Here is a 24379-nt window from a genome sequence, read left to right as displayed (position 1 = left end):
ATCGGCCAATCACAGGACACTTATGCGCAATACCGTGATCGCCCTGAGCCTCGGCTTGGGGCTGGGGCTCTGTTCCCTGCCTTCCGTGGCTGCTTCCCTCGCAGAGCAGTTTACCCTGATGGAGCGGGGGGCCGAGAGTGCCCTCGACACTCGCCTGTTCAGCCACGATGGCGTCGACATCAAGGCCTGGATCGATGGTTCCCCCGTCATCATAGCCGTGCCCATCATGAACGAGCAGGGCAAGCTGGAAGGGGAGAGCCGCTACTACTTCAAGGGTGGCAAGCTGTTCGGGGTGAAGGAGCCTGCGGCCCAGTTTGCCTTCGATGACAAGGGGACGCTCACCCAGTGGCTGGATGACAAGGGCCAGCCGGCCGAGTTCGTCAGCAAGATGAGCATGCAGCAGCGCGAGGCCTGGCTCACCAAGCGGGCCGCCGAGCTGGCCACACTGTTTGCCCAGAGCCCGGCCGAGCAGAAGGCGGCCAAGGGGGGCGTCAAGCTGAAGGGGGCGGATCTCGCCCACTGGCTCTGCAATGGCAAGCTGATGGATCTCGCCAGAGGGGACAAGGTGATCTTCGAGCAGGCAAAGCTGAAGATTGCCGAACAGGGCGTAGAGGGGGAAGTGTCCCTGCGTCAGGACAAGGGGTGGCAGGATCTCTGCCTCAAGTGCGAGGTGCAGGGCACGCAAGTGACCCGCCTCACCTGGCAGCCGCTGCCGGGGGCCAACAAGCCGCAATAAGCGCGGTTGCAGCAAAGCGAGGGGCCCAGATGTGGGCCCCCTTTTCATTGCGGCGACGACTCGCCCAGCTTGAGCCGGGTGAGAGCCTCCACCCGCCGCCATTGCTCGGCGGGAAACCAGCGCGCCAGTATCTCCTGCTGCTGCTCGGCCCGATCCAGGGTGGGCAGGGGCTTGAGTTCGGCCAGATAGCCCGCCAGCTGTCGTTCGAACCCTTGTTGGCCCTGCTCCAGCTGATGCAGCCGATCCACCGCTTCAGGCCCCAGCCTCTCCAGCAGCACGGCGTCGCGCTCGGCCGCGGGCAGCCGCTCCAGACTCTGCAGGTCGCCGAGCAGGCGGCTGTTGGCCTCGGCCTCCCTGAACCACTGGGGCTGTTCCGCCAGCCAGAGATCGAGCTCATCGGCCAGCATCTTTTTGTCGGCCTCGCTCGTCTCTGCCAGCGCCTTGCGGCGCAGGGTCCACTGCTCCATCAACCTGTCCTCGGCAAACAGCTGCTCCTGCTCGGCCGGGGTGAAGCTCTGCTGGCGCAGCTGCTCGCGCTCGTCAAACAGCACCTGCAGACTGGCGAGGCCAGGATCCGCCGGCACCGTCAGGCTGCCCTCCGCCGCCAGAAAGCTCTGGTAGCGGGCCAGCAGTTCATCCTCCGCGTTCGTTTCTCCCTGTTCCAGACGCTGGGCCAGCTGATGGCGCAGGGCCCCCTGTTCGGGGGCTGCCGTCAGATCTGGCTGCGAGTCGGGCCAGAACAGGACGGCCCCCAGCAGCAGGGCTGACCCCAGAGGCACGGCGATCCGCAGGGATCTTTTCATAGCCCCAGCCCCTGCAGGCGATTGGCGTGCTGGCGATAGAGGGTGACAGGATCGGTTTCAAACAGGTGGTGGATGCCGAACGACTGGTTCACCTCGTCCAGATGGTTCATCCGGTAGCCGGTGCCGATCACCTTGCCGAGGTGGCTGCTGCACACCCCGACCAGACCGTCGTTGGGTTCGCTGAAGAAGGTGCCGGTGAGGGCCAGCGCAGGATCCACCGGATCCAGTATGTTGGTCATGTTGCCGCGCCCGCTCCAGGAGAAGTAGTAGACCCCGTTGGCGGCCTGCAGCGGCCCGTCACCGCAATATTGGCCGGGCAATCCCTCTGGGTAGCGCTGGTTGAAGCGCTGGGCTCCCGAACTGGTCAGGGCATCGAGGGCGGCGAGGGGATCCTGCGGCAGCTGGCTGCCGCCGGAGAGCAGCGAGATGACCCCGGACAGGGCCGAGGCGGCGGCCACCGCCAGCTTCTCGGCCACCGAGCCCGGCGCCACCCTGGCGCGCACCAGATCGGCGATCTCCGAGCCATAGTTGACCCCTCCCACGCTGGTGGCGGAGGCGACCAGCTCGGGGGCGACCGAGGCGACGTAGCGTATGGTGGGGCCGCCGTGGGAGTGGCCGATGAGGTTGACCTTGTCGGCCCCCGTGATGGCCAGCACCTGCTGTACCTGCTTGAGCAACTGCTCACCGCGCAGCTCCGAGCTCTCGGTGGCGGAGACCTGCGCCACGTAGACCCGGGCGCCATCCCGGGTCAGCGCCTGGGGGATCCCGTAGAAGTAATCGACCCCGAGCAACCTGTCGAAGCCGAACAGCCCGTGCACCAGCACTATGGGGTAGCGGGTCTGGGTATAACCTGCCGCCTGGCCCAGCATGGGCAGGGCGCACAGCAGCACCAATAGCCATCTTTTCATCTTGTCCATCCTTGTGAATAAGGTTGCCACAGCGGCAACCACCGGCCTCATGCCAGTACCGACCAGCATGACGGAGCGGGACCTTTGCATCTGTGCAAATGATCACCAAACGGACAGATTCAAAAAAGCCCTACCCATATGGGCAGGGCTGTTGGCGGTGCTGGCACAAGTATCCCTTGTGTTCGGCCCCTACATAAGTTAAATAATAATTATTATCATTTGAGTGATCGGGATCATGACGGGAATCTGGGTGAAGGGATGGGTCGGCACGAGCGACGCGGACAGCAGCATGGTGCACTGGAAAGTGCAGACCCTGAGTGGCAATCGCCACTTCGATGCCGGCGAGCACGCCAAGGCGCTCTCCTATTACCAGCAGGCATTGTGGCTGGCGCGCCAGCAGTTTGCCTGCTGGCACGATGCGGACGAGGCGGTGGCCGCGCTGGTGGTGGCTCACCACAATCTGGCGGATCTGCTGGTGGCCATGACGCTGCCGGAGCGTGCCGCCGATCTGCTGTGCCATATCCACGACTGCCTGCTCGCCACCAGCCAGTCCCCCGCCAGCCCTGTCCCCTTGCGGGATGCCGCCCTGCGCCACACCCGCAGCACCCGCACCGAGCTGCTCGCCTTCGTGCGCAAGCACGGCACCCAGGATGCCATTCAGCGCTGCCTCGGCCAGTGTCTGTGCCAGACCGAGCCCGCCCATCAACTGCATTAATCACAATAAAAAGAGGTGATCATGAGCCATACCCTGCCAGCCCTTGCCTACGGCTACGATGCGCTGGAACCCCACCTGGACGCGCTGACCATGGAGATCCATCACAGCCGTCACCATCAGACCTATATCACCAATCTCAACGCGGCCCTGGCCGAGCTCCCCGAGCTGGCGGTCCTGCCGGTGGATGCGCTGCTTGCCCGTTTCGACAGCCTGCCGGCGCACGTGCAGGGGGCGGTGCGCAATCACGGCGGCGGCCACGCCAACCACAGCCTGTTCTGGCAGGTGATGAGCCCGCAAGGGGGCGGTGAACCGGGCGGCGAGCTGGCGGCGGCGATCGCACGGGAGCTGGGCGGACTGGATGCCTTCAGGCAGGCCTTTACCCAGGCGGCGCTGAGCCGGTTTGGCAGCGGCTGGGCCTGGCTGGTGGTGGACGAGGAGGGAAGATTGCGAGTGGAGAGCAGCGCCAACCAGGACAGTCCCCTGATGCAGGGCCAGGTGCCCATACTGGGGCTGGACGTGTGGGAGCACGCCTATTACCTCAAGTACCAGAACAAGCGACCCGACTACATAGCCGCGTTTTACAAGGTGATCGACTGGGACGAGGTGGAACGCCGCTATCGTGCCGCGCTGGCATGACCGCCGGCAGGATAGTGCACTCGGCCAAATGAAAGAGACCCGCCTGATGGCGGGTCTCTTGTTTCTCTCTTGTCAGGGGGTCGAAGCGGAGGCGGCGCTACTGGTTGCCGGGCTGATCGAGAGCGCCGCACTGGTTGCAGCGGCAGCGCTGGCAGCCTTGGCTGTATCCGCCTCCTTGCTTGCGGTGGCCGCGCTGGTCGATATGGCGGAACTGGCGGTGAGCGCGGCGTCAGTGGCGGTGGCTGCACTGGTCGCCGTGGCCGAGCTGGCGGCAGGTGCAACCGGCGGCTTGTGGGTCACGGGCGGGATGGGCAGGCAGGGTTGGCTTGCGCCTATGGTGCTCAGGGCCTGACAGGGGGTGGGGCCACCGATGACGATGGGCTCGCCGAGGAACTTGGGCCCCTTGTCCAGCACGTAGAGGTCGAGCAGCCCCATCAGGCGGGCGAATACCTCGCGTACCCGGGTCTTGATGCCCTGATAGGCGCTGGGATCCTTGGCGTTGAAGCCGACGGCCTCGATGCCGAAGTGGCGGGCGATGAAGATGGCGCGCTCGTTGTGAAAGGCCTGCGACACCACGGTGAAGTGGGCCTGACCAAACACCTCCTTGGCGCGGACTATGGAGTCCAGGGTACGAAAGCCGGCGTAGTCGCTGTAGATGGCCTTGGCCGGGATGCCGGCCTGGATCAGGGCCCGCCGCATCTGGCGCGGCTCGTTGTATTGCACGGTCGCGTTGTCACCGGACACCAGTATGTAGTCCACCTTGCCGTTGTTGTAGAGCTCGGCAGCGGCCTTGATCCTGTACTTGAAGTAGTGGTTCGGACTGCCCCCGATCAGGTACTTGGAGGTGCCTAGCACCAGGGCGACCCGGTTGTAGGGGACTGCATCGACGTCGTCATAGGTGTAATGACGGGCGTCCGAGACGGTCCACTCGCTGTAGCCCAGCAGCATGGCGGCAGATGCCAGCAACAGGCAAAAGCAGGCGAGGAGGATCTTGGCAAACTTCTTCATGCGCGGTGCGGTTCGGGTCTGAAGTAAGAGGTGACAGAGGGTCATTCTATTACAAGTTGCCGCTGCGCGTCAGGCTTGATAGCGGCCGATGGCGTCACTCGGGCAAAGGCTGTCGCATACTGTGGCTGGCTAACCGTTTGATCCGGCACCGATAAAAACCTTTCGTATAAAAACAAGGGGCAGCCGTGGCTGCCCCTTGTCGCTAGCGTCTCATCCTCAGTGGGAGGAGTCGTTCGCCTTGCACTCGTCAGACTCCTTGTTGGCTTCCCACCAGGGCAGCAGATCGCGGCTCAGCCAGCTCTGGTAGGCCTCGCTGTCATTGGCGATCAGCTGATCCAGCTCGGCTTCGAAGGCGCTCATCGCCTGCTGCTGATCCGGGTTGCGCAGGGCCTGGGCCATGGCCAGCCAGCTGGCGCCGCGACCGGTCTCGTTCAGGAAGCGATGCACCGTATAGGACCAGGAGTAGACCATCTCGCCACCCTTGTCGTAATCCAGGTGCAGTATGTCGGCCAGGCTCGGTCGCTCGGCCGCCGGGCGACCCGAGACGTTGTCCATGCCACGGGCGAAACACTGACCGTGGGCGATGAACTCCGCCAGCCCTTCCGACCACCAGGTGGTGCGGTTGAGCGGGTAGTGACCGAAGCTGCCGTACTGGTTGAAGCGTCCATCCAGGTAGTGCACGTACTCGTGGCGCAGGTTCCACACCTGGAAGGCCGGGCGTTTCCACTCCGCCTCATAGGCGAAGAAGCGGGCCTGGTTGCCGGGACGCGCCGGATCCCCTTCGATGTAGATGCCGCCGTTGTCGGTGGAGACGCCACCAAACAGGGCGCTGCCGTAGCGCTTCCAATCGGCGGAGGAGTTGAAGATCACCAGCTCCAGCGCCTCGTTGTTGTCATCACTCACCGGCTGCCAGCCTGTTTCCATCTGCTGATGGAACTGCTGCTCCTCGGCGCCCAGCTCGCGGCAGATGCCGTCGGCCTGATCCTGGCTCAGCTCCTGGGCCCGCAGGCGCAGGGTCGGCGAGCAGGTGTGCTCGAACGGCAGCACGTCTTCCATTCGGATCGGGGTGCAGAGTCCGGCAAAGTCACCGCTGATACAGGCCTCGCTGGTGCGATCCGTGTAGGTCAGATAGTAGGTGGAGAGGGTCAGTGACATGTCTTCCAGCAGATCCTGACTCTGTTGACCGCCGGGGATCAGGCCGTGATGACGGATGAGCTCGATGACTGAGCCATCCAGCAGCTTGCGATAGCCTTCGCTCTCGTCGGGACGGGTATAACGGGCGACCCGGTAGAGGCGGGTATAGGCATCCAGCACGTTGTTGAGCAGGAACAGATCCTTGCCATCCCGTCCTTGCCACAGCGACAGCTCGCTCATGCCGAGGGCGTGCAGCTGTTTGCGCAGCTCGCCATCCTGCTGGCGGAAATCGGCGGCGAAGGCGTCGCTATGGTCGCTGGCGAAGTCGAGGAAGTTGAGCAGATCGAACAGACCGGTTGCCCAGGCATGCTGACCATTGATCTCGCTGGCATGCCGGGTGCTGTAGGCCAGCATCTGGTTGAACTGGCCGAGCAAGGTGCCAAACCGGCTCTGCACCGCCGGGCTCTTGAACTGGCCATGCAGGGCTATGCTCCAGGCGCCCATGACGGCTCCCACTTCATCGCTGGCCTGCTCCGGGTAGAGCAGCGGATGGGCGCCGAGCGCGGTCAGCGCCTCGGCCAGTGCCTCGGCGGCGGCCGGGCCGTCTTCCTTGTGTTTGCCGTAGTTGTGATAGTTGTGGGCGCGCACGTATTCCAGCAACAGCTTCATGGCCGGATGGGCGGGCTGATTGGCCGCCAGCAGGCTCTGGATACCGCGGGACACGGCCAGCAGCTTGGTGTCATCGTGGCCATAGTTCTCCTGCCAGACGGGAGCGGGCTGGCCGCTGGCATCCTGCACTATCCTGGCGGCGTCGGCATCCAGCAGATCCGTGCCCGGTTGTTCCGGCTCGGAGCAGGCGCGACCATCGGCGCGGCGGCAGTCGAGCTGCTCCTCCTTGCTGGCCAGCACTATGGGGCGATTGAGCACCCGACTCTCCTGCCACTCGTCGGTTTCCGGCAGTGTCTGCCATTCGCTGCCACCGACCGGGTATTGATAGCCGGTGTCTTTCAGTACCACCTGTACCTCGCTGCCGGCGGGCAGGGTCTGGCGGCAAACCCGGTAGCTGATGGTCTTGTCCCCTTCCTGGCGGGTCTGGGGCTCATCGCACTCCTGCTGTGTCTTGGTCTCGTCCAGCTGCCAGCTGTACTGGCGCCAGACATGGATCTCGCTCACCTGGCTGGCGGCCTGACTGCCCGCCACGGGTTGCAGGCGGAAGAAGATCTGCTCGAGGCGGCCGTCCCGCTCGTTGGGGGTCTCTTCCAGCACGCTCAGCTGTTGCCAGTTTTGCGGCTGGTATTGCCAAACCTGTTCGGCGCAGCGCCCCTGGGCATTGAGCTCGCAGCGATCCAGCTCCTGCTCGCTGTGACCCAGTATGATGCGCTCGGCCAGCGGCAGACGATCCTGACGCGGGGCGGTCGGGGTGCCCGTCAGCGGTTCCCAGCGGCCCTGTTTCAGGCCGTAGCCAAAGTCATAGCTGCTGGCCGGGATGGCCTTGCCTGCCGGCACCACCTGCTCGCAGCTGAGGTAGCGGATCTGCCAGCCCTGCTCGATCTTGAGCTGCGGCTCGCCGCACTGCTGCTCTGCCTGTGCGGTCAGATTGGCATCTCTCCAGTCGAAGCGGCGGTAGACCCGCAGTTGCTGATAGGGGGCATCGTCATCGCGGGCGCTGAGCTCGTAGGTGACTTCGGTGACGCGATCGCTCAGCTGGCGGCTGGATTCACCGTTCAGCCGGTACTGTTGCCAGTCGGCGGGGGAGTAATTGGCCAGCGCCGAGGTGGCGAGCAGGCCCGGTGCTGCCAGCAGCAGCAACCTTGTTCCCAGATTGTTCATTTTTATCCCTTTGGATGAGAGTCTGCGTGGTTATCGCGGGCAATGTACTCAGTTCCAAAGGGGTATCAACTCACCAGTCAGGCCATATAAATCATTTATTTAGATTGAATCAAAATAAAGTGAGTGCCATTGGGGGCTCAGCTGATAGCAAGGACTCATCTGCCATCTGGGGGGTATCTCAGCCTTCGGCTGACAAGTGTGATCAAGGTCTCGTTTGAGGTGCGTTGGCAGTGTGTTGTTGCGACAGTACGAAGAAGGCGATGAAGTGGAAAACTGAGCCGACGCTATGGCTGTGTGGTGAGCCGGGTCCTGAGGGGACTTTGCAAGAGAGGAAATGCGAGAGGGGCTGGTGCCGGCAGAGGGCGACGGTTGGATGCTAAACAAGCGCTGTGTTCGGCGTGGGCTCCACCTGCTAAGGGGAGGCGAGCAAGTCCGCCCGAGGCAATGAACAACCCCGGGCAGATGGGATGGCTAACTCGATCAGAGGTAGCTGACGGTCACTATGGCCATCTTGCTGCTGCCGGCAGACAGCTTGTACTGCATGGTGCTGCTGATGGTATTGAGGCTGCCGGCTTGCTGCAGGCTGGTCAGATCCAGGGTCTGGCGCTGGGTGCCCGAATAGCAGGTCACGCTGTTGTCAGCGAAGTCGCAAGGGGCTTCGTAGATGGTTCCGGTGAAGGTCACGCTGCCATCGTAGGCCGAGGCTGTTGCCGGCAACAGAGCGACGCCCAACAGCATGGCTGCGGCGGCAGAAGAGGCAAAACGGATGGCGCTGTTGCGAACGGAAGCGGTGGAAGTGTTCATTTTTATGTCCTTTTCGTCACATGTCGTTGTACGAAAAGGGCAACGCAATCAAAGAGAATGACACAGATACAACTGATGACATCGCTCTTCTCAGATGGCAGCTCCGCTGTCTTAGGTATTTAAACCCTTAGACCGGTGGCTTTGCGTCCCGACCTTTCGACCGGTTTGCCCTTTACTCTATGTTTAGATGATAACACCCTACTTTGAGAAATCAATCAGCATAAAAAAGCATGAGATATGGGTCACAGATAGCAGGAATAATAAATGTCTACGTGGGATATATATTGCTGACCTACTGCTGAAATGGCTTTGTTGAGTGTCAACATCATCGTCATAACACAGCGCGACAGTGAAAACACCCTCATCTATTGAGCCATGTCGGGATTTAATAAGCAGGTTATTCATCCCAGGCATGGAACAGCGGCTATTTACTGCTTGTATGCCATGGGCTGTCATTCTGATTACCTGATTACCTGATTACCTGATTACCTGATTACCTGATTACCTGATTACCTGATTACCTGATTACCTGATTACCTGATGATTACTTGGCAAAGATGAGGGCGGCGATTTGCTTGGTCAGTGGCGTTTGTTTTTAGTGGTTGATGTTGGTTTTTTGTTAATTTGGTTTGTGATGTGAGTGGGTTGTGAAACTCACTATTGTCAGTCGAGTGATATATATAGTGGTTAATTGTCTTTCATTGTTTTGGAATGTCACGTGCGATTGTAAGTTTATGATTTTAAAGTGTTTATAAAGGAATTTATAAAAATCAAAATGTATTTGATGTGCATCAAACGTGTCGTTAATTTATCCACCAAGCAAAAGTTGAATTCGGTTTTTTGTGCAGATGACATGGATGTATGTAGTCGTGCAAATGGGAGGTGGCGGGAACTGCCTCTAATACTGCAAACACCTTTGCTTGTTTGATATGCACAGATGATTGCACCAGTAGCCATATCTCATTAATGAGGCGTCGGTCTGCTGACAGTTGCTGAGCAATAATATCGCGGCATCATCGAAAATCATGACTCCAGCTTGATCCAGATGATGCCGCATAACAACACACGTTAATGTAGGTATATACGAATGAACGCTAATAAAATCTTGGTTGCTATGGGTGTTGGTTCCATTCTGCTGTGCGGCTCCGCCGTTGCTGCCGGTGGCGCTGGTTCAGGCAAAGTCACCTTCAACGGTGAAATCATCAACGCTCCTTGCTCCGTTGCTCCCGAGTCTGTTGATCAGGTTGTAGAGATGGGCCAGGTCAGCACCAAAGAGCTGGTCAATGGTGGTGAGTCCAACTCCAAGCCGTTCAGCATCAAGCTGCTGAACTGCGAAATCTCCGACAAGGAAGATGCCGTCAAGGTGACCTTCAGCGGTGCCTCCGAGCATGATGGCCTGCTGGTGATCGGTGGTGGTCAAGCTGCCGGTGCTGGTATCAAGATGAGTGCGCCGGGTGGTTCTGCCATCGTGCTGGGTACCCCGACCGCAGCCTTCAACCTGGTAAACGGTGACAACGAGCTGCCCTTCAGCGCCGTGCTGAAAGGTTATTCTGATCAGACCGCCAACCCGCTGCAGGCCGGTGCTTTCACTGCAGTGACCAACTTTACTCTCTCCTACGAGTAATTGGCTGCCTTAACGTGTGACAAGGGTTGTGGTGGTGCGAACCACCACAACCTCACACATTCTGTTTCCTCGTATCGAACCTTGATCATGAAAACTTCAATGATGGTGCCGGTAGTGCTGCAGATGGTGATGATGGCGGGGCCTGTTCTTGCCAATGAGATCACGGATGGCTTGGCTGAATCGGGGTGTACTCTGGATGTTTTACACAGCATCCCCCAGCAAGAACAACACCAGGGCACGCTGAAAATCAGCGGGTGTCAGGCTGAAGGCACATCACTGCCTTTTATTGCCATGTCCGTACGCAGTGCCATGAACGATGAATTGAGCATCATCAGCAATGGTCAATATTACAAGGTATCCGGCGAACGCTTTATTGTCTCGGATATTGTCAACAGCGATCTGGAATTCAATTTGAAAATAAACGGAAACCAGCTGTTTGTTTCAGATAGAACGACGCTGTTTGAGCTCGATTATATGTAAGCAAGTTCATTGCTTAGTGTAGATACCTCATTAATGTGAGACCGTTATGCCATCCCTAGAGTAAATTTATGAGCGTTTCAACATCAAACTCTGCAAGAAGAAAACATTATTCAAAAATGGCTTTTATGCTATGCGTGCCCGGCCTGATGGCGGTGGCAAATCACGCATGGGCAGAAACGGAGTTTAATATTGATGCGCTCGATCTGGACGAACGGACCAAGATCGACCTCTCCCAGTTTGCCGACGAAGGCTACATCCTGCCCGGTGACTACTACCTCGAGATCGAGGTCAACAAGAACAAGCTGCCTCTGCAGAAGATCCCTTTCTACGAGACCAATGCCGGCAAGGGCAAAGGCGGGGTTGCCTGTCTGCCGCAAGAGGTGATCCCCAAGCTGGCGCTGACCGATGAGGCCATCGCCAAGATCGATACCTGGCACGATGGCCAGTGTGCCAACCTGCTGGCTCTGGACGGGGTCGTGATCTCGAACGACATCGGCAATGGCCTGCTCAGGATTGCCGTGCCCCAGGCGTGGATGAAATACAGCGACCCCAACTGGATTCCACCGGAGCAGTGGGATGTGGGTATTACCGGCCTGATGCTGGATTACAACATCAACGCCCAGGTCAATGAAGGGAGTGACTACTCCAATAGCAATATCAGCAGCTATGGCACCCTGGGGGCCAACTATGGCGCCTGGCGCCTGCGTGGTGACTATCAGGCCAGCTCTTATTGGGGTGATGATGAGCGGTCGTCAGCCGAGCTGAATCGTATCTATGCCTATCGCCCCTTGACCGACATGGCGGCCAAGCTGACGGTGGGCGAGCAGCAGCTCAACTCCCAGCTGATCGACGGCTTTCGCTATACCGGCGTGAATCTGGCCAATGACGAGCGCATGTTGCCGCCGAGTCTGCAGGGTTATGCGCCCGAGGTGAGCGGCATCGCCAAGACCAACGCCAAGGTCACCATCTCCCAGTCCGGCCGCATCATTTATGAGACCAACGTGCCAGCCGGCCCGTTTCGTATTCAGGGGCTGGACAGCTCGGTGCGCGGTCGGCTCGATGTGCGGGTAGAAGAGCAGGATGGCAGCGTCAGCTCGTTCCAGGTAGACACAGCGACCGTCCCCTACCTGACTCGTCCCGGCTATGTCAGATACAATCTGGCCGTCGGTGCCCCCTCCGAGCTGGGGGATTCCGCCCACGACGTGCATGGCCCGGCGTTTGTCACCGGCGATTTCTCCTGGGGGGTGGCGAACTCCTGGTCACTTTATGGCGGCAGCCTGATCGCCGGTGAGTACAACTCCATGGGGCTGGGTATAGGTCGCGACCTGTATGCCTTCGGCGCCATCTCCGCCGACCTGACCCAGTCCATTGCGAAGCTGCCGGGCCTGTCCACCAAGATTGGCCAGTCGGTGCGCGTGAACTACGCCAAGCAGTTCGATGAATACAACAGCGCCATCACCTTCGCGGGTTATCGCTTCTCCCAGCATAACTTCATGACCATGTCGCAATTCTTGAGCAACAAGGATCGGCTGGAGAACAACAATACGACCTCGAGCGATGACTACAACACCTGGGGTGACAAGGAGCTATATACCATCACTGCCAACAAGACCTTCTGGGCGGATGATACGGCCAAGGCTCTGACAATCTATCTGGACTACACCCACAGAACTTATTGGGCTCACGATGCCGAGGACCGCTACGGCCTCTCCATCAACAAGAACGTAAACATCGGCAGCTTCAAGGATGTCTCCGTCTATGTATCGGCCTACAAGACCAAGACCGAGAACTACGAGGATGACAAGAGCGTCATGCTGACCCTGAGCATGCCGATTGGGGACAGGAAGAGCGCGGGATACAGCGTGCAGTCCTCCAACGGCAAGGTTACCCATCTGGCCACCTATCAGGATTACAGCCGGCCGGATGATACCTATCAGCTGGGGGCCGGGGTACAGAGCAACGGCCACGCCGTGGCGCGCGGCTACTACAACCACAACGGCGATGTAGGTGCCGTCAGCCTCAACGCCTACAGCGTGCAGAGCGAGTACACCTCGGTCGGAGCCAGCCTGCGCGGCGGTTTGACGGCGACCGAGCATGGGGCGGCGCTGCACCAGGCTACTCGCCGCGGCGGTACCCGCATGATGGTGGACACCGACAAGACCTCCGGCGTCTCTTTCAACAACGGCCGCGCCGTGACCAACCGCTTTGGCGTCGCTGTGATCAGCGACATGACCGACTATCGCAAGAGCGACACCCGGATAGACGTGGATCAGCTGGGTGATGACATAGATGTCATGAATGCCATCAAGCAGGGGACCCTGACCGAGGGTGCAATTGGATATAATGCCTTCGAAATGGCCGAAGGGTTCAAGTTGCTGGCCAATGTCAAACTGCCCGATGGCTCAGTACCGCCGTTTGGCGCCACTGTCGTCAAGGATTCCGGCCGGGTGCTCTCGGTGGTGGATGAGGATGGCCTGGTCTATCTGACCGGGGTGAAACCGAATGAAGCGTTTGAACTCTCCTGGGGCGGGGCTCGCCAGTGCCAGATAGTGGCGCCGCAAGAAGTAACCGATCTGTCGATGAAGACTCTCACTTGCAAGTAATGGGATACCGATGAAAAAGCTGCTCTCTTATACCTGTCTGGCCGTGCTGGGCATGACCTCGCTCAACGTCAGTGCTGCCATAGTGCTGGATCGTACCCGGGTCGTGTATCCCGGCGGTGCCAAATCCATCAGCCTCAACATCAAGAACGAGAACCAGAAGCTGCCCTACCTGGCGCAGGCCTGGATTGAAGACACCCAGGGCCAGAAGATATCTTCTCCCTTCGTGATATTGCCGCCGGTACAAAGGGTGGATGCCAACCAGAAGTCCATCGTGCGCATCGCCAGCGTGCCAGCCATCGACAGCCTGCCCAAGGATCGCGAGTCGATCTACTACTTCAACCTGCGCGAGATCCCGCCCAAGAGCGAGAAGAGCAACGTGATGCAGATTGCCGTGCAGTCCAAGATCAAGTTGTTCTACCGCCCCGAGGCCATCATCCCGGAGCGCGGCGCCGTCTGGCAGGATCAGGTGTTGATCACCAAGCAGGGCACGACCCTGAAGGTCAACAACCCGACCCCTTACTACATCACCTACGTTGGCCTCGGCCATCCGCAGGGCAAGGAGCGGACCGTGATCAAGGGTTTCTCCGCCTTTATGGTTGAACCCAAGTCAGAGCAGACGGTCACGATCCCGGAAGCGTTGGGCAACCAATTTGTGATCAGCTACGTCAATGACTACGGCGGATATATGGATATCAAATACCAGTGCGCAGGCAATGCCTGTAAAGCTATCAAGAGCGAGTAATGCTATGTACCGTTTCATTCTCTGTGCCGGAATGATGGCTCTTGCTGCGCCAGCATTGGCGGTCAATGGCGCAGTAGTGCCAGATTCGACTCAAACATATAATATAAATCTTGATAAGGCTGACATTGTCAATAAGCCGGGAGAGAAGACAAAGCCTTTCACGTGGGCGCTAGGTGCCACTTATGGTGGCACGGTATATTGTCCAGACCAGAGTATCCCAACATCACCCATCTACTACCGTGCAGTGATAAGTGATGGTTTGCCGCCAGTCGGTGATGGCTTTGTAAAGCTCAATGAATTTTTGGATATGAAGGTTGAGATTTTTATCGCTGGAGATAGAAGGGAGCTGGTTACTGCTCCCTTTAATAATGAGAGTAATAGAGGTCGTTATGGTCCCTGCAATAAGGGGGGGCATATTAGGTTTAACTTCGAGAGTGGTAGTCATGGTCAGGTCACTTTTCGGGTAAGAAAACCCATTATCAATGGCGTGCATATTGCTGACCACCAAATCGTTGAAATGTTTGGAAGGTTGGGAATGACAGACTCTGGCTTCAGTGGCGATGTGATGTCACGGATTGTGATCCAGTCATCCATTCTCTATGTGCCAGAAGAGTGTGTGATCAATGGTGGCCAGACCATCGAGGTTGAATTTGGTGATCTGCCTGGTAGTGGGCTGGATGGAAATAACTTTGAAAAAGTGCTGCCATTGACCTTCCAATGCAAAGGTGGTGCATTTGAAGGAAATGCGTTGAAAATCAACCTTGGTATTTCTGGGAGACCTGCATCGTTCAATCAAGAGTATTTGCGAACCACCAAAGATGGCTATCAGGGGGGAACAGTTATCCCTGATCTGGGGATCAAGTTCAAACAGCTGGATGGTTCCCCATTGAGGCTGAATGAATTCTATCCTGTTTCCATGCAGGGCAATATCGGTGATTGGGGCTTTATTGCGGCGCCGATAACGCCGGTAGGTGCTGATATCCCTGCGGGCGACTTCTACGCCACCGCCACCATTGTTGCCGAATTCCAGTGAGGAGCTGTTATATGTTGCGGACATTGTGGATAGGCTTGGCGCTGTGCCCGGTGTTGGCGGTGACGGCGGCTCCCCGTGCCGGCGATGACCTGGAGCTGCTGGGCAACACTGTGCACCTGCATGGCCGGATCATAGATCAACCGTGCGTGATATCTCCCGAATCGGCCGATCAGTCGGTCGACATGGGGGTGGTTGACGTCAGGGAGCTCTACTCGGCCGGTACCGGGGCTCAGGTGCCATTCGTCATCCGCCTGACCAACTGCAAACCCGGTATCTTCCGCATGGCCAAGGTGACCTTCAGCGGTGCTGCGGACCAGCAGATGAGCGGTGCCCTGGCCTTTTCTGCCGGTTCAGCCAAGGGGGCCGGGATCCGGCTCTATGATGCCACTCAGACCCAGCTGGATTTGGGCACAGCTTCTCGCGGCTATGTCCTGGGTGGTTCAACGGAAAATGAACTGCTGTTTTCCGCTCGGGTTGAGGGCCACCCGGATGCGATCGCCGCCAAGAGTATCACACCCGGGGATTATACCGCCGTGGCCAACTTCATCGTCTCCTATGAATAACCTCAAAGGTCATTACGCTGGATGACCTTTAAATTCTCTCGGCTGGGCCAGGAGATAACACCGCCCATATAGCTGGAGAGATATATCCCGCCTGGCAGCTGAATAAACAGCGACTTCTGTTTGGGTGGGGTCAGGGCAGCCACCAGGGTGGCGACCATGCTATTGCTGATCAGTGCCTTCTGGTCGATAAAGTTGACTATGGTATTCTTCATTTCGACCGCAATATCATCCTGATCCCGCTCTATATCACCAACGGAATCCAGATTGAACAGGGTTTGCCCCTGATGGTCTGTTGCTATCACTGTGGCCACGACAATTTCTCTGTTCATGGTCACTATAATCTTGCTTTTGTTGGTGATTTCGACCCAGTTATCCGGTGCCTGACAATTGCTGTGATATCTGACGGTGGCATTCGGATAGTTATAGTAATTATGGGAAACGTTCTTGCCCTGCAATGCTATGGTCGTCATGACGCATTGCAGTTCCTCCGCGATGGAATGGCCGGCTCTCAGCAGGAAGATATTTTCTGACAACTCTTTGTTTTTATTATCAATGGAAAAGTAGCTGATAGCTTCCTTTCCGATGAGAATGGAAACACGTTCGTCTTCATAATGCGGCACTCTTTTGACAAGCGGTGCCAGCGTATCAATCTTCAATTTCAATGCATTTTCTGTTTCGCTGGTCGTATACAGAGAAACATGGCCAAGGTGAATCGTTCTAAGGGTATTTTCATTGCTGTAATGATAAATAAATGCGGCCAGCGAGGAGACCACCACAATCAGCAGTGCAAACAGCATGATGCGCTTTGGGTTGAAATAGCGATCGTATTTTCTGCGAGAGTATTGGCGTCTGGCCCGCGGTGAGGCCGCGGGTGTTTCTGCCCTTGCCTCCGTATTTTCAGCCTCCCCGGTGACCTCAATGGGTGCACAGAAGATATAACCTACCCTGGGGATGGTATCAATTGAGTTCAGCAAGCCAAATGATTCCAGTTTTCTCCTCAGGGAGAGGATCTGTCGATTAAGGTTGGTATCGGTATTATCCTGATTTGGCCACAAGGCTTCCTGCAGTATGTTTCTGGGAATGACACTACCTGCCTCATCACACAGCATTTCGAGCAGCTCGGCTTCTTTGTTGCTGAGCTTGATGTCCTTTTCTCCCTTAGAGAGTCGGAATATTGCCGCGGAGAAAAATATCTCCTCTGCAATTTTATAAATTTTGTTACTCATGTGTGACTCGCCTTACTGCCAAGGAGTGCATTTTACCACCATGTCGCAGTTGTTCAAATAACGCCAAATTAACAATTTCCTTTACTATCAATCGATTATATTTCCATCGAGATACTGGGCGAGGGACATGGTACTACAGTCGATTAATTTGGTTCAAAAAATGCTCAAAAAGATGACCAATGATGTAATCGTTCTCACTCAGGATGACGATGGAGGGATAATGTTGGCCTTGAGCGGGGTTTCTCTTGAATAAGGTGCATACAGACGGCTCCTGCCGTGTCGGAAACTGTCGTATGACGCCTTATTGCTTGAAGATAGATGGCTGATGCAGCTTTCGCTGTGGCTTGAGCGCCCCGCCCATGTCGGGCCAGGGTTGCCAGAGGTCGGGCACCATGAAGCCGGGCAGGGTGGCGCGGATCCAGGCGGCCAGCTCCGGATAGGGCACAGGCTCGCCGTGCCAGTCGATGAAGGCGGCGGGGCGTTGCCCCCACTCGTCGCTCGGCATGGGCACCACCAGTGCCTGCGCCACGGCGGGATGATCCACCAGCCGCTGCTCTATGGTTTCGGGCTGTATGTTCTCGCCCCCCGAGATGAACAGATTGTCGATCCGCCCCTCCACCACCAGCTCGCCGTCGGCGGTGATATGCCCCTTGTCGCGGGTGTGAAACCAGCCAGCCTCGTCGATCGGCCTCTCCAGTACGCCCGCCTTGAAATAACCGGCAAACAGGGTGTCACCGCGCACGCAGATCTCATCTTGCTGGATGCAGACTTCCCGCCCCGGCAGCGGTTTGCCAACCACGCCAGCGGCGGATGGCTGGCCGGTGCAGACCTGGCTGCCCATCTCGGAGAGGCCGTAACTCACCTTGGGGGTGAGCCCTATGGCCTTGAGGCGGCTCACCAGCGGCTCGGGGATGGCGGCGCCGCCGAGCAGCAGCTCGCGCAAGCGGGTGCGGGCTGGGTCGAAGCCCTCTGCCAGCAGCCGCCAGAGCTGGGTCGGCACCAGCGAGAGGTGGGTGATGGGCTGGCGTTCGAGGCGCGCCTTGAGGGGCTGACTGCGATCGTCGAGCACCAAGCTGGCGCCTGCCAGAAAGACCCTAAACAGGATGGCGTAGCCGCCGACGTGAAACAGCGGCAGGGAGAGCAGCCAGCCGCACTCTTCATCGAGCGGGATCAAAGACGCCGAGCCCCGTGCCGAGGCCAGGTGGTTGGCGAGGCGATGCACCACGGCTTTCGGTGTGCCGCTGGAGCCGGAGGTGAGGATCATGTTGTTCAACTGGGCAGGCGCGAGCGGCCAGGGCTGATCGGCCGCCGCCAGTTCAGTGTCGAAATCCAGCCGCAGTGGGCACCCAATTCCCGCCGGAATTTCGTCGGCCGACCAGCAGGCGGCCACGTCCAGCTGCTGGGCCAGTTCGGCCTGTCTGGCCGCAGGAAAGGCGGGATTGAGCGGGCAGAAGACGATGCCGCTGCGCACGCAGGCCCAGGCCAGCAGGACGTCCGGCAGGGCGCCGCGTACCACGGCAGCCAGCCGGTCGCCGGCTTTCAGGCCCGCCAGCGTCAGCTGCCGGCACAGGCTGTTGAGCCTTGCATCCAGCTGCTGATAGCTGAGGGGCTTGTCTGTGTGGATGGCGATGCGCTGGGGAGATATATGTGCCCAGTGACGCACCGGGCAGAGTTCCAGGAGGGAGTGATGGTCAGATGTCGGCAGCATTAAGGCCCCTTCAGTCACGGTGAAACAGGGGCTCCAGCAGGCCAGGATCGGGTTTGCCTTGCTTGTCCAGCAGATCGCTTGCCAGCCAGCGTTTGGTGTCCAGGCCCGGCGCCTGATCCGGCGCCCATTCACCCGCGAGACGGGCGAGCTGGCCGAGGCCGACTCCGGACTCGAAGCAGGAGGAGACGATCACTTTCAGGCGTAGCTCGCGGGCGCGGGCGACCAGTGCCTCGCTGTTGGCCAGCGAGCCAAGCAGCATGGGTTTGAGCACCAGGGCTCTCAGCTGCGGGATGGGCTCCCAGGGTTTGCCCTGTGCCAGCAGCTCGTCGATGGCCACCGGCATGCCGGTGCGGGCCGCCACGAAGGCGATGTCGTCAAAGTTGGCGCAAGGGTCTTCCAGATACTCGATCCGGTTCGAGTCCAGGTGACCGCAGAAGGCCCAGGCCTCCTCACGGGTCCAGCCCTGGTTGGCGTCCAGCACCAGCTTGAGGGTGGGGATGCGATCGCACAGCAGGCGGATCAGTGCCAGCTCGTCGCGCATGGGATAACGGGCCACCTTCAGCTTGGCCTTGGTGGGCGTCTGATGCAGCCAGTCCTTCCAGTGTTTGAGCAGCTCCTGGGGGGAGCCTTGAATGAGGGGATAAGGCTCGGGCAGGGTGGCCGTTTGTTCGGGCCAGACCCGCCGCGCACAGTCCAGACCAAATTGCACCGAGGGCAACAGGGGCGCTATGGGCTGCCCCTGAGCCAGCTGCTCCAGACAGCCGAGTGCTTCGGCTTGCGCCTCGGCCAGGGTCTCTCTGGAGAAACCGGGCAGGGGGGCTATCTCCCCCCAGCCCTTGTCGATGCGAACCAGCAGGCCCTCTCGCGCCACCTCCACCTTGCCGTGAAAGGTCAGGGGCTGGGTAAAAGGCAGTTGGTAGCGATAGAGAGCGAGTTTCATCAGGGATTCCGCTTGTATTTGGAGAAGTCGGGACGGCGTTTCTCGTTGAACGCATTGCGCCCTTCCTGACCCTCTTCGGTCATGTAGAACAGCATGGTGGCATTCCCCGCCAGCTCCTGCAAGCCGGCCTGGCCGTCGCAGTCGGCGTTGAGGGCCGCTTTCAGGCAACGCAGTGCCATCGGGCTGTTCTGCAGCATCTCGCGGCACCAGCGCACGGTTTCGCGCTCCAGCTCGGCCAGCGGTACGACTGTGTTGACCAGCCCCATGTCGAGCGCTTGCTGGGCATCGTACATGCGACACAGGAACCAGATCTCGCGGGCCTTCTTCTGGCCGACGATGCGGGCCATGTAGGAGGCGCCCCAGCCGCCGTCGAAGGAGCCGACTTTCGGACCTGTCTGGCCGAACTGGGCGTTGTCCGCCGCTATGGTCAGATCGCACATCATGTGCAGCACGTGGCCGCCACCGACCGCGTAGCCGGCCACCATGGCGACCACGGGTTTCGGGCAGGTGCGGATGTCGCGCTGGAAGTCGAGCACGTTGAGGTGATGGGTGCCTTCGTCATCCCGGTATCCGCCGTAGTCGCCCCGGATCTTCTGGTCGCCACCGGCGCAGAACGCCTTCTCGCCGAAGCCGGTGAGTATGATGGTGCCGATATGGTCGTCATAGCGGGCATCGGCCAGCGCCTGCAGCATCTCTTTGACGGTGCGGGGACGGAAGGCGTTGCGCACTTGGGGACGATTGATGGTGATCTTGGCAATGCCATCGCCGGACTTGTGATAGAGGATATCCTCGTAACCGGTGGAGCAATCGCGCCACTCGACAGGTGCATACAGTTCTGCTTCCGTCATTGCCTCAATCATCTATTTTTCCTTCTGTTGTCGTGCACAGTGAGCAATCGCGTCATCCGAAACAGGTGCGTACAGCTCCGCTTCCGTCATTGCTTCAATCATGTGCACTCTCTTTTTCTTGTTGGTGATAAGCCCGCAACGCCGGCTCAGGTAAAGGGTGTCATGCCGTTTTATGGCGTGTTCACAACCCACTCCCGCAGGAGTTGGGCAAAGGTCTCGGGTTGGCTGGCGTGCAGATTGTGGCCGCCATCCAGGGTCAAGTGATTGATATTGCAGCCCTGCTTCACCAACTGGCAAGCCAGCTGATGGAATTTGTGATCCCGGCTGCCGGAGAGCCAGGTCACCGGCAAGCGGGTACCGGCCAGCGGTTCCGCTCTTAGCCAGGGGGCGAGATCCGGCTGCTGGCCCAGCGAGGTGGCGCGCAGCATGCTAGCGACGGCTCTGCCCTCGTTGCCAAGGCGGCGAGCTGCCTGGCGGGCGCGGGCCGCCTCGTCGAGATCGGCGAACACCCCCTGCCGATACCAGTCGGCCAGCACTTCTGTCAGCGGTTCGCGCTCGAAGCGCCGGGCCCAGCGCTCGTCGTGTTCGATGCGAGCGGCCCGTTCGGCCAGCGGCAGGCCGGGATGGCAGTTTTCCAGCAGCAGGGCCTGCAAGCCGGCGGGGGATCGGCTGGCGTGATAGAGGGCGAGCCGCCCGCCCAGCGAATAGCCGGCCAGTCGGTACTGCTCGATGCCGCGAGCCTTGAGCGCATCGCAGAGCCACTCATGGGCTTCTTCGAAGCCGCTCACCCGCAGATGCTGGTTGTGGCCGTGGCCCGGCAGATCCAGCGCGTGGCAATCCATTCCAGGCAAGGCTTCGCTCACCGGCTGCCAGTCGTTGGCATCGCCGAGCAGACCGTGCAGCAGCACCAGGGTTGGCTGGTCAGTGCTAGATGCCACGGATAAGGGTTCCCAAGGCTTTCAGATCTTCGGCCACCTCGCTGCTCGGTACCTTGATTTCAATCAGGGTTACTTTCTTTTCCAACGCCGGGTTTGTCAGGGCTGCGCCGTAGGCCTGCTCGAATTCAGCCAGCGTGGTCGGTGCCCGATAGTGGAGGCCGAACATGGCGGCGGCATGCTCGAAGTGCAGGCCGTGGGGCAGGCAGTAGTAGGTCTCCAGCAGCCGATCGCCGGTGGGCACAGGCAACATGCGAAAGATGCTGCCGCCGTCGTTGTTGAGCAGGATCACCACCAGCGGCCGGCTCGATTTGCCGAGCAGGGCCAGGCTGTTGAGATCGTGCAGGGCGCTGAGATCGCCGATCAGCAGGGTCGTCGGCTGCTCGCTCGACTGGGCGAAGCCATAGGCGCTGGCGATCAGGCCGTCGATGCCGGAGGCGCCGCGGTTGGTCATCACCCGGCTCGGTCCCTTGCCCGCTTCGCCGAGCATGTCCATCAGCCGGGCCGGCATGCTGTTGCCGACGAACAGCTGGCCTTGGATCAGGGTGCCCAGCCGATGGCAGACGCCGAGCTCGGAGAAGCGATCGCAGGCGCTGCGGATCTGGCGGGTGGCGCTCTGCTGGCGCTCCGCCAGCCGGTGCCAGGGCAGGTGGCGAGTGCTCACCTTGTGGGTCGCGGCGAAGGCGGTGGGCTCGCACACCAGACGGCGGCGCAGCCGGTAATCAGGATCGAGCCGCGCCGGCTGCGGATCCACCAGCCAGTAATCCTGCCAGGGGTGCTGCTTGATGAACTGGCCTAGCCGCTTGGAGATGAGGCGGGCACCGAATTGCAGCAGCACTTCGGCGCGAGCCAGCTCGGCCACGAAGCAGCTGTTTTGCAGGGCGAGATCCATGTGGATGAGGTTGCGGGCATCGAAGCGGATCTGGCTCTGCAGATCCGCCAGCAGCGGCCAGCCGAGGCGCTCGGCCAGCTCGGCCACCAGCTGCGCCTGGGCGGGATCCTGGATGCGGCCCGCGACTATGACGCCACGCTTGCCCTGCAAGGCCGCCCAATCCGGCTGGCGGGGGCAGATCTGCTCGTTCTGCTGCCAGGGGCTCCAGGGTTCGCTGGAATGGAGCCAGTCACCGAGGGGGGCCAGGTAGTCGCTGAAGTCTTGATATGCGTCGCCGGGGTAGAGCGGTTCCGGGTACATGCAGTTGAAGTGCACAGGCCCCGGCGTCAGCGCCTGCTGGGCCAGCGCCTGATCCACCGAACTCAGCACGAAGGCCGCCGGTATGGTCGGGGTGGGGCTCGGCAGGTTCTGCTGATAGACGGGGTAGCGCCCGAAGATCCCCTGCTGATCGATCGCCTGATTGGCGCCGTTGTCGATAAGCTCGGGCGGGCGATCGGCCGAGAGAATGATGAGCGGCACACCGGTCAGCTGGGCTTCCGCCACCGCCGGCCAGAGGTTGGCGACCGCCGTGCCCGAGGTCATGATCACCGCCACCGGTCGGCCGCTGCCCTTGGCCAGCCCCAGCGCCATGAACCCCAAGCCCCGCTCGTCAAAATGGAGGTGACGACGAAAGCCGGAGTGGGCGGCGGCAGCCATGGTGAGCGGCGCCGAACGTGAGCCGGAAGCCAGCGCTATGTCCCGCACGCCGAGGCGATGGAGCTCTTCCAGCAAGAGGGAAGACCAGACGTGATTGAAGGTGGCATGTTGACTGGCAAACACGGGGCTCGCAAACATGGGGCTCTCGCTGAATGAGGGTCGATGGGAAAACGCTATCCCAGCAGGGAGAGCACGTTGGCGATCTTGTTGTCGAGTTCGGCCCACTCGGCGGCGGGCTCGGATCCCGCCACTATGCCGGCCCCGGCGAACAGCGTGATGGTCTGCGCCGTGACACGGGCGCTGCGGATGGCGACCGAGAATTCCGAAGTCTCCCGGCTCAGCATGCCGCAGGCCCCCGCATACCAGCCGCGCTGGTAGGGTTCACATTCGCGGATAAAGGCCAGTGCGGCTTCGCGCGGGGCGCCGCCCACCGCTGGGGTGGGGTGCAGGGCGTCCAGCAGTTGCCAGTCACAGACCCCGGGGCTGAGTTCGGCCTCTATGTCGCACTTGAGGTGTTGCAGCAGCCGCAGTTTCAGAATGCGCGGCTCGGTCAGGCTGGCGCCCGTGGTGAGCGGTGCCAGCCGGCTGAGGATGTCGGCGTGCACCAGCCGATTCTCCAGCCGGTTCTTGCTGTCGGCCAGCAGCTCGGCGGCCAGGGCCGCGTCGGTCGCCTCGTCGCCGGAGCGGCGTATGGTGCCCGCCAGCGCCTCGGTGAAGAGGTGGCGCCCTTCCCGGCGGTAGAGCCGCTCGGGGGAGCAGGAGATGAAGCTCTGCTCGGGGGAGAACTGAAAGCCGAAGTGGAAGCAGTCCTGGGCGTGCTGTGCCCACTGCGCCAGCAGGGACCAGGGGCAGAGGTCATCGTCGTGCCGCTGGCGGGAGAGCAGGCTTTCCCGCGACAGCACCACCTTGGGGGTGTGCGCCTGAAAATCGGGCGCCGTCACCCGCTCGACCAGCGTCTGCCATTGGGCTGGGCCCGGGCAATCCTGGCGCAGCCAGCTGTGGGGTTGCAACGCAGGCAGGGGCGCTTCCGGTTGCAGGGCTGCGAGGGCCTCCTCGGCCGCCTGCAGCTCGGCATCCAGATTGCCGTCGGTCAGCCAGAGATTGAGGCAGAGGCTGACACACTCGCCCCGGCGCACCAGCTCGATGCGGGGCAGCACGAAGCGGCAGGGGCCAAAACCCTGCCAGCCGGGCTGAGCGGGATCGAACGCCAGTCCGCCGTAGTAGCGCGGACTGTCGTCGTGGGGCTGGCCCGTGTGCGCGCAGACCTGTTGTATGTCCTGCGGCCGGGTCAACTCGCGAATGCAGCCCAGCGCCACGTATTCGGGCTTGTCGTGCCCTCTGGCATGCCAATAGATACGGGGATAGAGGGTCTGCGCCGCGAGCCAGCCCAAAAAGGAGTCGACCTCGATCGCCACGCGCAGCCGCACGAAGCCGCTGGCGTTGCCGTGACGCAGGGCGTCCAGTTGTTGCTTGATATGGGTCTGAGCCAACATGGATTTCGTCTATGAGCCGATA

At 60.1% G+C, this 24379-nt stretch carries 21 protein-coding genes and 1 riboswitch; of the genes, 9 read left to right on the top strand and 12 right to left on the bottom strand.

The window, feature by feature from the left end:
* The first annotated feature begins 22 nt into the window (after nt 1-22).
* A complete protein-coding gene (locus ACM3N8_RS12580) occupies nt 23-736 on the top strand; it encodes a hypothetical protein (protein ID WP_098980894.1) in 714 nt (237 codons plus the stop codon).
* A gap of 44 nt (nt 737-780) precedes the next feature.
* On the opposite strand, the gene ACM3N8_RS12575 is transcribed toward ACM3N8_RS12580, so the two are convergent.
* Both ACM3N8_RS12575 and ACM3N8_RS12570 read right to left on the bottom strand, forming a co-directional pair.
* Nucleotides 781-1539 (bottom strand): lipase secretion chaperone, encoded by a 759-nt coding sequence (locus ACM3N8_RS12575; protein WP_416016196.1) that lies wholly within the window; start codon nt 1537-1539, stop codon nt 781-783.
* Nucleotides 1536-2447 carry a lipase family alpha/beta hydrolase gene (locus ACM3N8_RS12570; RefSeq protein ID WP_277604456.1) on the bottom strand — a complete coding sequence of 304 codons (912 nt, stop codon included), beginning with the start codon at nt 2445-2447 and terminating at the stop codon, nt 1536-1538. Before ACM3N8_RS12570 ends, ACM3N8_RS12575 begins: the two co-directional genes overlap by 4 nt.
* A 289-nt stretch (nt 2448-2736) precedes the next feature.
* Here ACM3N8_RS12570 and ACM3N8_RS12565 point away from each other — a divergent pair, with 289 nt between their 5' ends.
* Both ACM3N8_RS12565 and ACM3N8_RS12560 read left to right on the top strand, forming a co-directional pair.
* Nucleotides 2737-3162 carry a hypothetical protein gene (locus tag ACM3N8_RS12565; protein WP_043140455.1) on the top strand — a complete coding sequence of 142 codons (426 nt, stop codon included), beginning with the start codon at nt 2737-2739 and terminating at the stop codon, nt 3160-3162.
* A 21-nt stretch (nt 3163-3183) separates the two neighbouring features.
* On the top strand, nt 3184-3798 hold the full coding sequence (locus ACM3N8_RS12560) for a superoxide dismutase (RefSeq protein WP_274453330.1): 615 nt from the start codon (nt 3184-3186) through the stop codon (nt 3796-3798).
* A 72-nt stretch (nt 3799-3870) separates the two neighbouring features.
* Here ACM3N8_RS12560 and ACM3N8_RS12555 read toward each other — a convergent pair whose 3' ends face one another.
* The 3 genes from ACM3N8_RS12555 to ACM3N8_RS12545 form a co-directional block, all read right to left on the bottom strand.
* A complete protein-coding gene (locus tag ACM3N8_RS12555; protein WP_274453332.1) occupies nt 3871-4851 on the bottom strand; it encodes a vancomycin high temperature exclusion protein in 981 nt (326 codons plus the stop codon).
* 171 nt (nt 4852-5022) lie between these two features.
* Complete coding sequence (locus ACM3N8_RS12550) at nt 5023-7770, bottom strand: collagenase (protein WP_274453333.1); 2748 nt, start codon at nt 7768-7770, stop codon at nt 5023-5025.
* A gap of 480 nt (nt 7771-8250) precedes the next feature.
* Nucleotides 8251-8574, bottom strand: coding sequence for a fimbrial protein (locus tag ACM3N8_RS12545; RefSeq protein ID WP_348686738.1), 324 nt, complete (start codon nt 8572-8574; stop codon nt 8251-8253).
* Between the two features lie 93 nt (nt 8575-8667).
* Nucleotides 8668-8754: riboswitch (cyclic di-GMP riboswitch) on the bottom strand.
* A 907-nt stretch (nt 8755-9661) separates the two neighbouring features.
* Between ACM3N8_RS12545 and ACM3N8_RS12540 the strand changes: the two genes are divergently transcribed.
* The 6 genes from ACM3N8_RS12540 (at nt 9662) to ACM3N8_RS12515 (ending at nt 15619) form a co-directional block, all read left to right on the top strand.
* Nucleotides 9662-10198: a fimbrial protein gene (locus tag ACM3N8_RS12540; protein WP_065401982.1), complete on the top strand. Its 537-nt coding sequence runs from the start codon at nt 9662-9664 to the stop codon at nt 10196-10198.
* A gap of 99 nt (nt 10199-10297) precedes the next feature.
* A complete protein-coding gene (locus ACM3N8_RS12535) occupies nt 10298-10678 on the top strand; it encodes a hypothetical protein (protein WP_348686955.1) in 381 nt (126 codons plus the stop codon).
* Nucleotides 10679-10746: 68 nt separating this feature from the next.
* On the top strand, nt 10747-13281 hold the full coding sequence (locus tag ACM3N8_RS12530) for a fimbria/pilus outer membrane usher protein (RefSeq protein ID WP_416016195.1): 2535 nt from the start codon (nt 10747-10749) through the stop codon (nt 13279-13281).
* Between the two features lie 10 nt (nt 13282-13291).
* Nucleotides 13292-14023 (top strand): molecular chaperone, encoded by a 732-nt coding sequence (locus tag ACM3N8_RS12525; RefSeq protein WP_043140478.1) that lies wholly within the window; start codon nt 13292-13294, stop codon nt 14021-14023.
* A 4-nt stretch (nt 14024-14027) separates the two neighbouring features.
* Nucleotides 14028-15056 (top strand): fimbrial protein, encoded by a 1029-nt coding sequence (locus ACM3N8_RS12520; RefSeq protein WP_416016194.1) that lies wholly within the window; start codon nt 14028-14030, stop codon nt 15054-15056.
* Between the two features lie 11 nt (nt 15057-15067).
* Complete coding sequence (locus ACM3N8_RS12515; protein WP_241278860.1) at nt 15068-15619, top strand: fimbrial protein; 552 nt, start codon at nt 15068-15070, stop codon at nt 15617-15619.
* Nucleotides 15620-15621: 2 nt separating this feature from the next.
* Here the strand turns inward: ACM3N8_RS12515 and ACM3N8_RS12510 are convergent, their stop codons facing one another.
* The 7 genes from ACM3N8_RS12510 to ACM3N8_RS12480 all read right to left on the bottom strand — a co-directional run bounded on the left by ACM3N8_RS12510 (nt 15622) and on the right by ACM3N8_RS12480 (nt 24357).
* Nucleotides 15622-16845 carry a winged helix-turn-helix domain-containing protein gene (locus ACM3N8_RS12510; protein ID WP_241278861.1) on the bottom strand — a complete coding sequence of 408 codons (1224 nt, stop codon included), beginning with the start codon at nt 16843-16845 and terminating at the stop codon, nt 15622-15624.
* 301 nt (nt 16846-17146) lie between these two features.
* Entirely contained in the window at nt 17147-18553 is a 1407-nt protein-coding gene (locus ACM3N8_RS12505) for an AMP-binding protein (RefSeq protein ID WP_416016193.1), read from the bottom strand.
* A 10-nt stretch (nt 18554-18563) separates the two neighbouring features.
* Nucleotides 18564-19493 carry an o-succinylbenzoate synthase gene (gene menC / locus ACM3N8_RS12500; protein WP_416016192.1) on the bottom strand — a complete coding sequence of 310 codons (930 nt, stop codon included), beginning with the start codon at nt 19491-19493 and terminating at the stop codon, nt 18564-18566.
* The gene (gene menB / locus ACM3N8_RS12495; RefSeq protein WP_416016191.1) at nt 19493-20353 is read right to left on the bottom strand and encodes a 1,4-dihydroxy-2-naphthoyl-CoA synthase; all 861 of its coding nucleotides are present in this window, start codon (nt 20351-20353) and stop codon (nt 19493-19495) included. Before menB ends, menC begins: the two co-directional genes overlap by 1 nt.
* Before the next feature lie 158 nt (nt 20354-20511).
* Nucleotides 20512-21279 (bottom strand): 2-succinyl-6-hydroxy-2,4-cyclohexadiene-1-carboxylate synthase, encoded by a 768-nt coding sequence (gene menH, locus ACM3N8_RS12490; protein WP_416016190.1) that lies wholly within the window; start codon nt 21277-21279, stop codon nt 20512-20514.
* On the bottom strand, nt 21269-22987 hold the full coding sequence (menD, locus tag ACM3N8_RS12485) for a 2-succinyl-5-enolpyruvyl-6-hydroxy-3-cyclohexene-1-carboxylic-acid synthase (RefSeq protein ID WP_416016222.1): 1719 nt from the start codon (nt 22985-22987) through the stop codon (nt 21269-21271). Before menD ends, menH begins: the two co-directional genes overlap by 11 nt.
* Before the next feature lie 50 nt (nt 22988-23037).
* Nucleotides 23038-24357 carry an isochorismate synthase gene (locus ACM3N8_RS12480; RefSeq protein WP_416016189.1) on the bottom strand — a complete coding sequence of 440 codons (1320 nt, stop codon included), beginning with the start codon at nt 24355-24357 and terminating at the stop codon, nt 23038-23040.
* Nucleotides 24358-24379: the final 22 nt, after the last annotated feature.

Origin of the sequence: Aeromonas sp. A04, assembly GCF_047780465.1 — a bacterium.
GTDB classification, from domain to species: domain Bacteria; phylum Pseudomonadota; class Gammaproteobacteria; order Enterobacterales; family Aeromonadaceae; genus Aeromonas; species Aeromonas bestiarum.
The sequence above is the reverse complement of the archived record's forward strand: the minus strand, read 5'-3'. Positions and strand labels throughout refer to the sequence as shown.

Coding starts and splice junctions, on each gene's coding strand:
- ACM3N8_RS12580 (WP_098980894.1), top strand. CDS start 23: ATGCGCAATACCGTGATCGCCCTGAGCCTCGGCTTGGGGCTGGGGCTC.
- ACM3N8_RS12575 (WP_416016196.1), bottom strand. CDS start 1,539: ATGAAAAGATCCCTGCGGATCGCCGTGCCTCTGGGGTCAGCCCTGCTG.
- ACM3N8_RS12570 (WP_277604456.1), bottom strand. CDS start 2,447: ATGAAAAGATGGCTATTGGTGCTGCTGTGCGCCCTGCCCATGCTGGGC.
- ACM3N8_RS12565 (WP_043140455.1), top strand. CDS start 2,737: ATGGTGCACTGGAAAGTGCAGACCCTGAGTGGCAATCGCCACTTCGAT.
- ACM3N8_RS12560 (WP_274453330.1), top strand. CDS start 3,184: ATGAGCCATACCCTGCCAGCCCTTGCCTACGGCTACGATGCGCTGGAA.
- ACM3N8_RS12555 (WP_274453332.1), bottom strand. CDS start 4,851: ATGACCCTCTGTCACCTCTTACTTCAGACCCGAACCGCACCGCGCATG.
- ACM3N8_RS12550 (WP_274453333.1), bottom strand. CDS start 7,770: ATGAACAATCTGGGAACAAGGTTGCTGCTGCTGGCAGCACCGGGCCTG.
- ACM3N8_RS12545 (WP_348686738.1), bottom strand. CDS start 8,574: ATGAACACTTCCACCGCTTCCGTTCGCAACAGCGCCATCCGTTTTGCC.
- ACM3N8_RS12540 (WP_065401982.1), top strand. CDS start 9,662: ATGAACGCTAATAAAATCTTGGTTGCTATGGGTGTTGGTTCCATTCTG.
- ACM3N8_RS12535 (WP_348686955.1), top strand. CDS start 10,298: ATGATGGTGCCGGTAGTGCTGCAGATGGTGATGATGGCGGGGCCTGTT.
- ACM3N8_RS12530 (WP_416016195.1), top strand. CDS start 10,747: ATGAGCGTTTCAACATCAAACTCTGCAAGAAGAAAACATTATTCAAAA.
- ACM3N8_RS12525 (WP_043140478.1), top strand. CDS start 13,292: ATGAAAAAGCTGCTCTCTTATACCTGTCTGGCCGTGCTGGGCATGACC.
- ACM3N8_RS12520 (WP_416016194.1), top strand. CDS start 14,028: ATGTACCGTTTCATTCTCTGTGCCGGAATGATGGCTCTTGCTGCGCCA.
- ACM3N8_RS12515 (WP_241278860.1), top strand. CDS start 15,068: ATGTTGCGGACATTGTGGATAGGCTTGGCGCTGTGCCCGGTGTTGGCG.
- ACM3N8_RS12510 (WP_241278861.1), bottom strand. CDS start 16,845: ATGAGTAACAAAATTTATAAAATTGCAGAGGAGATATTTTTCTCCGCG.
- ACM3N8_RS12505 (WP_416016193.1), bottom strand. CDS start 18,553: ATGCTGCCGACATCTGACCATCACTCCCTCCTGGAACTCTGCCCGGTG.
- menC (WP_416016192.1), bottom strand. CDS start 19,493: ATGAAACTCGCTCTCTATCGCTACCAACTGCCTTTTACCCAGCCCCTG.
- menB (WP_416016191.1), bottom strand. CDS start 20,353: ATGATTGAGGCAATGACGGAAGCAGAACTGTATGCACCTGTCGAGTGG.
- ACM3N8_RS12480 (WP_416016189.1), bottom strand. CDS start 24,357: ATGTTGGCTCAGACCCATATCAAGCAACAACTGGACGCCCTGCGTCAC.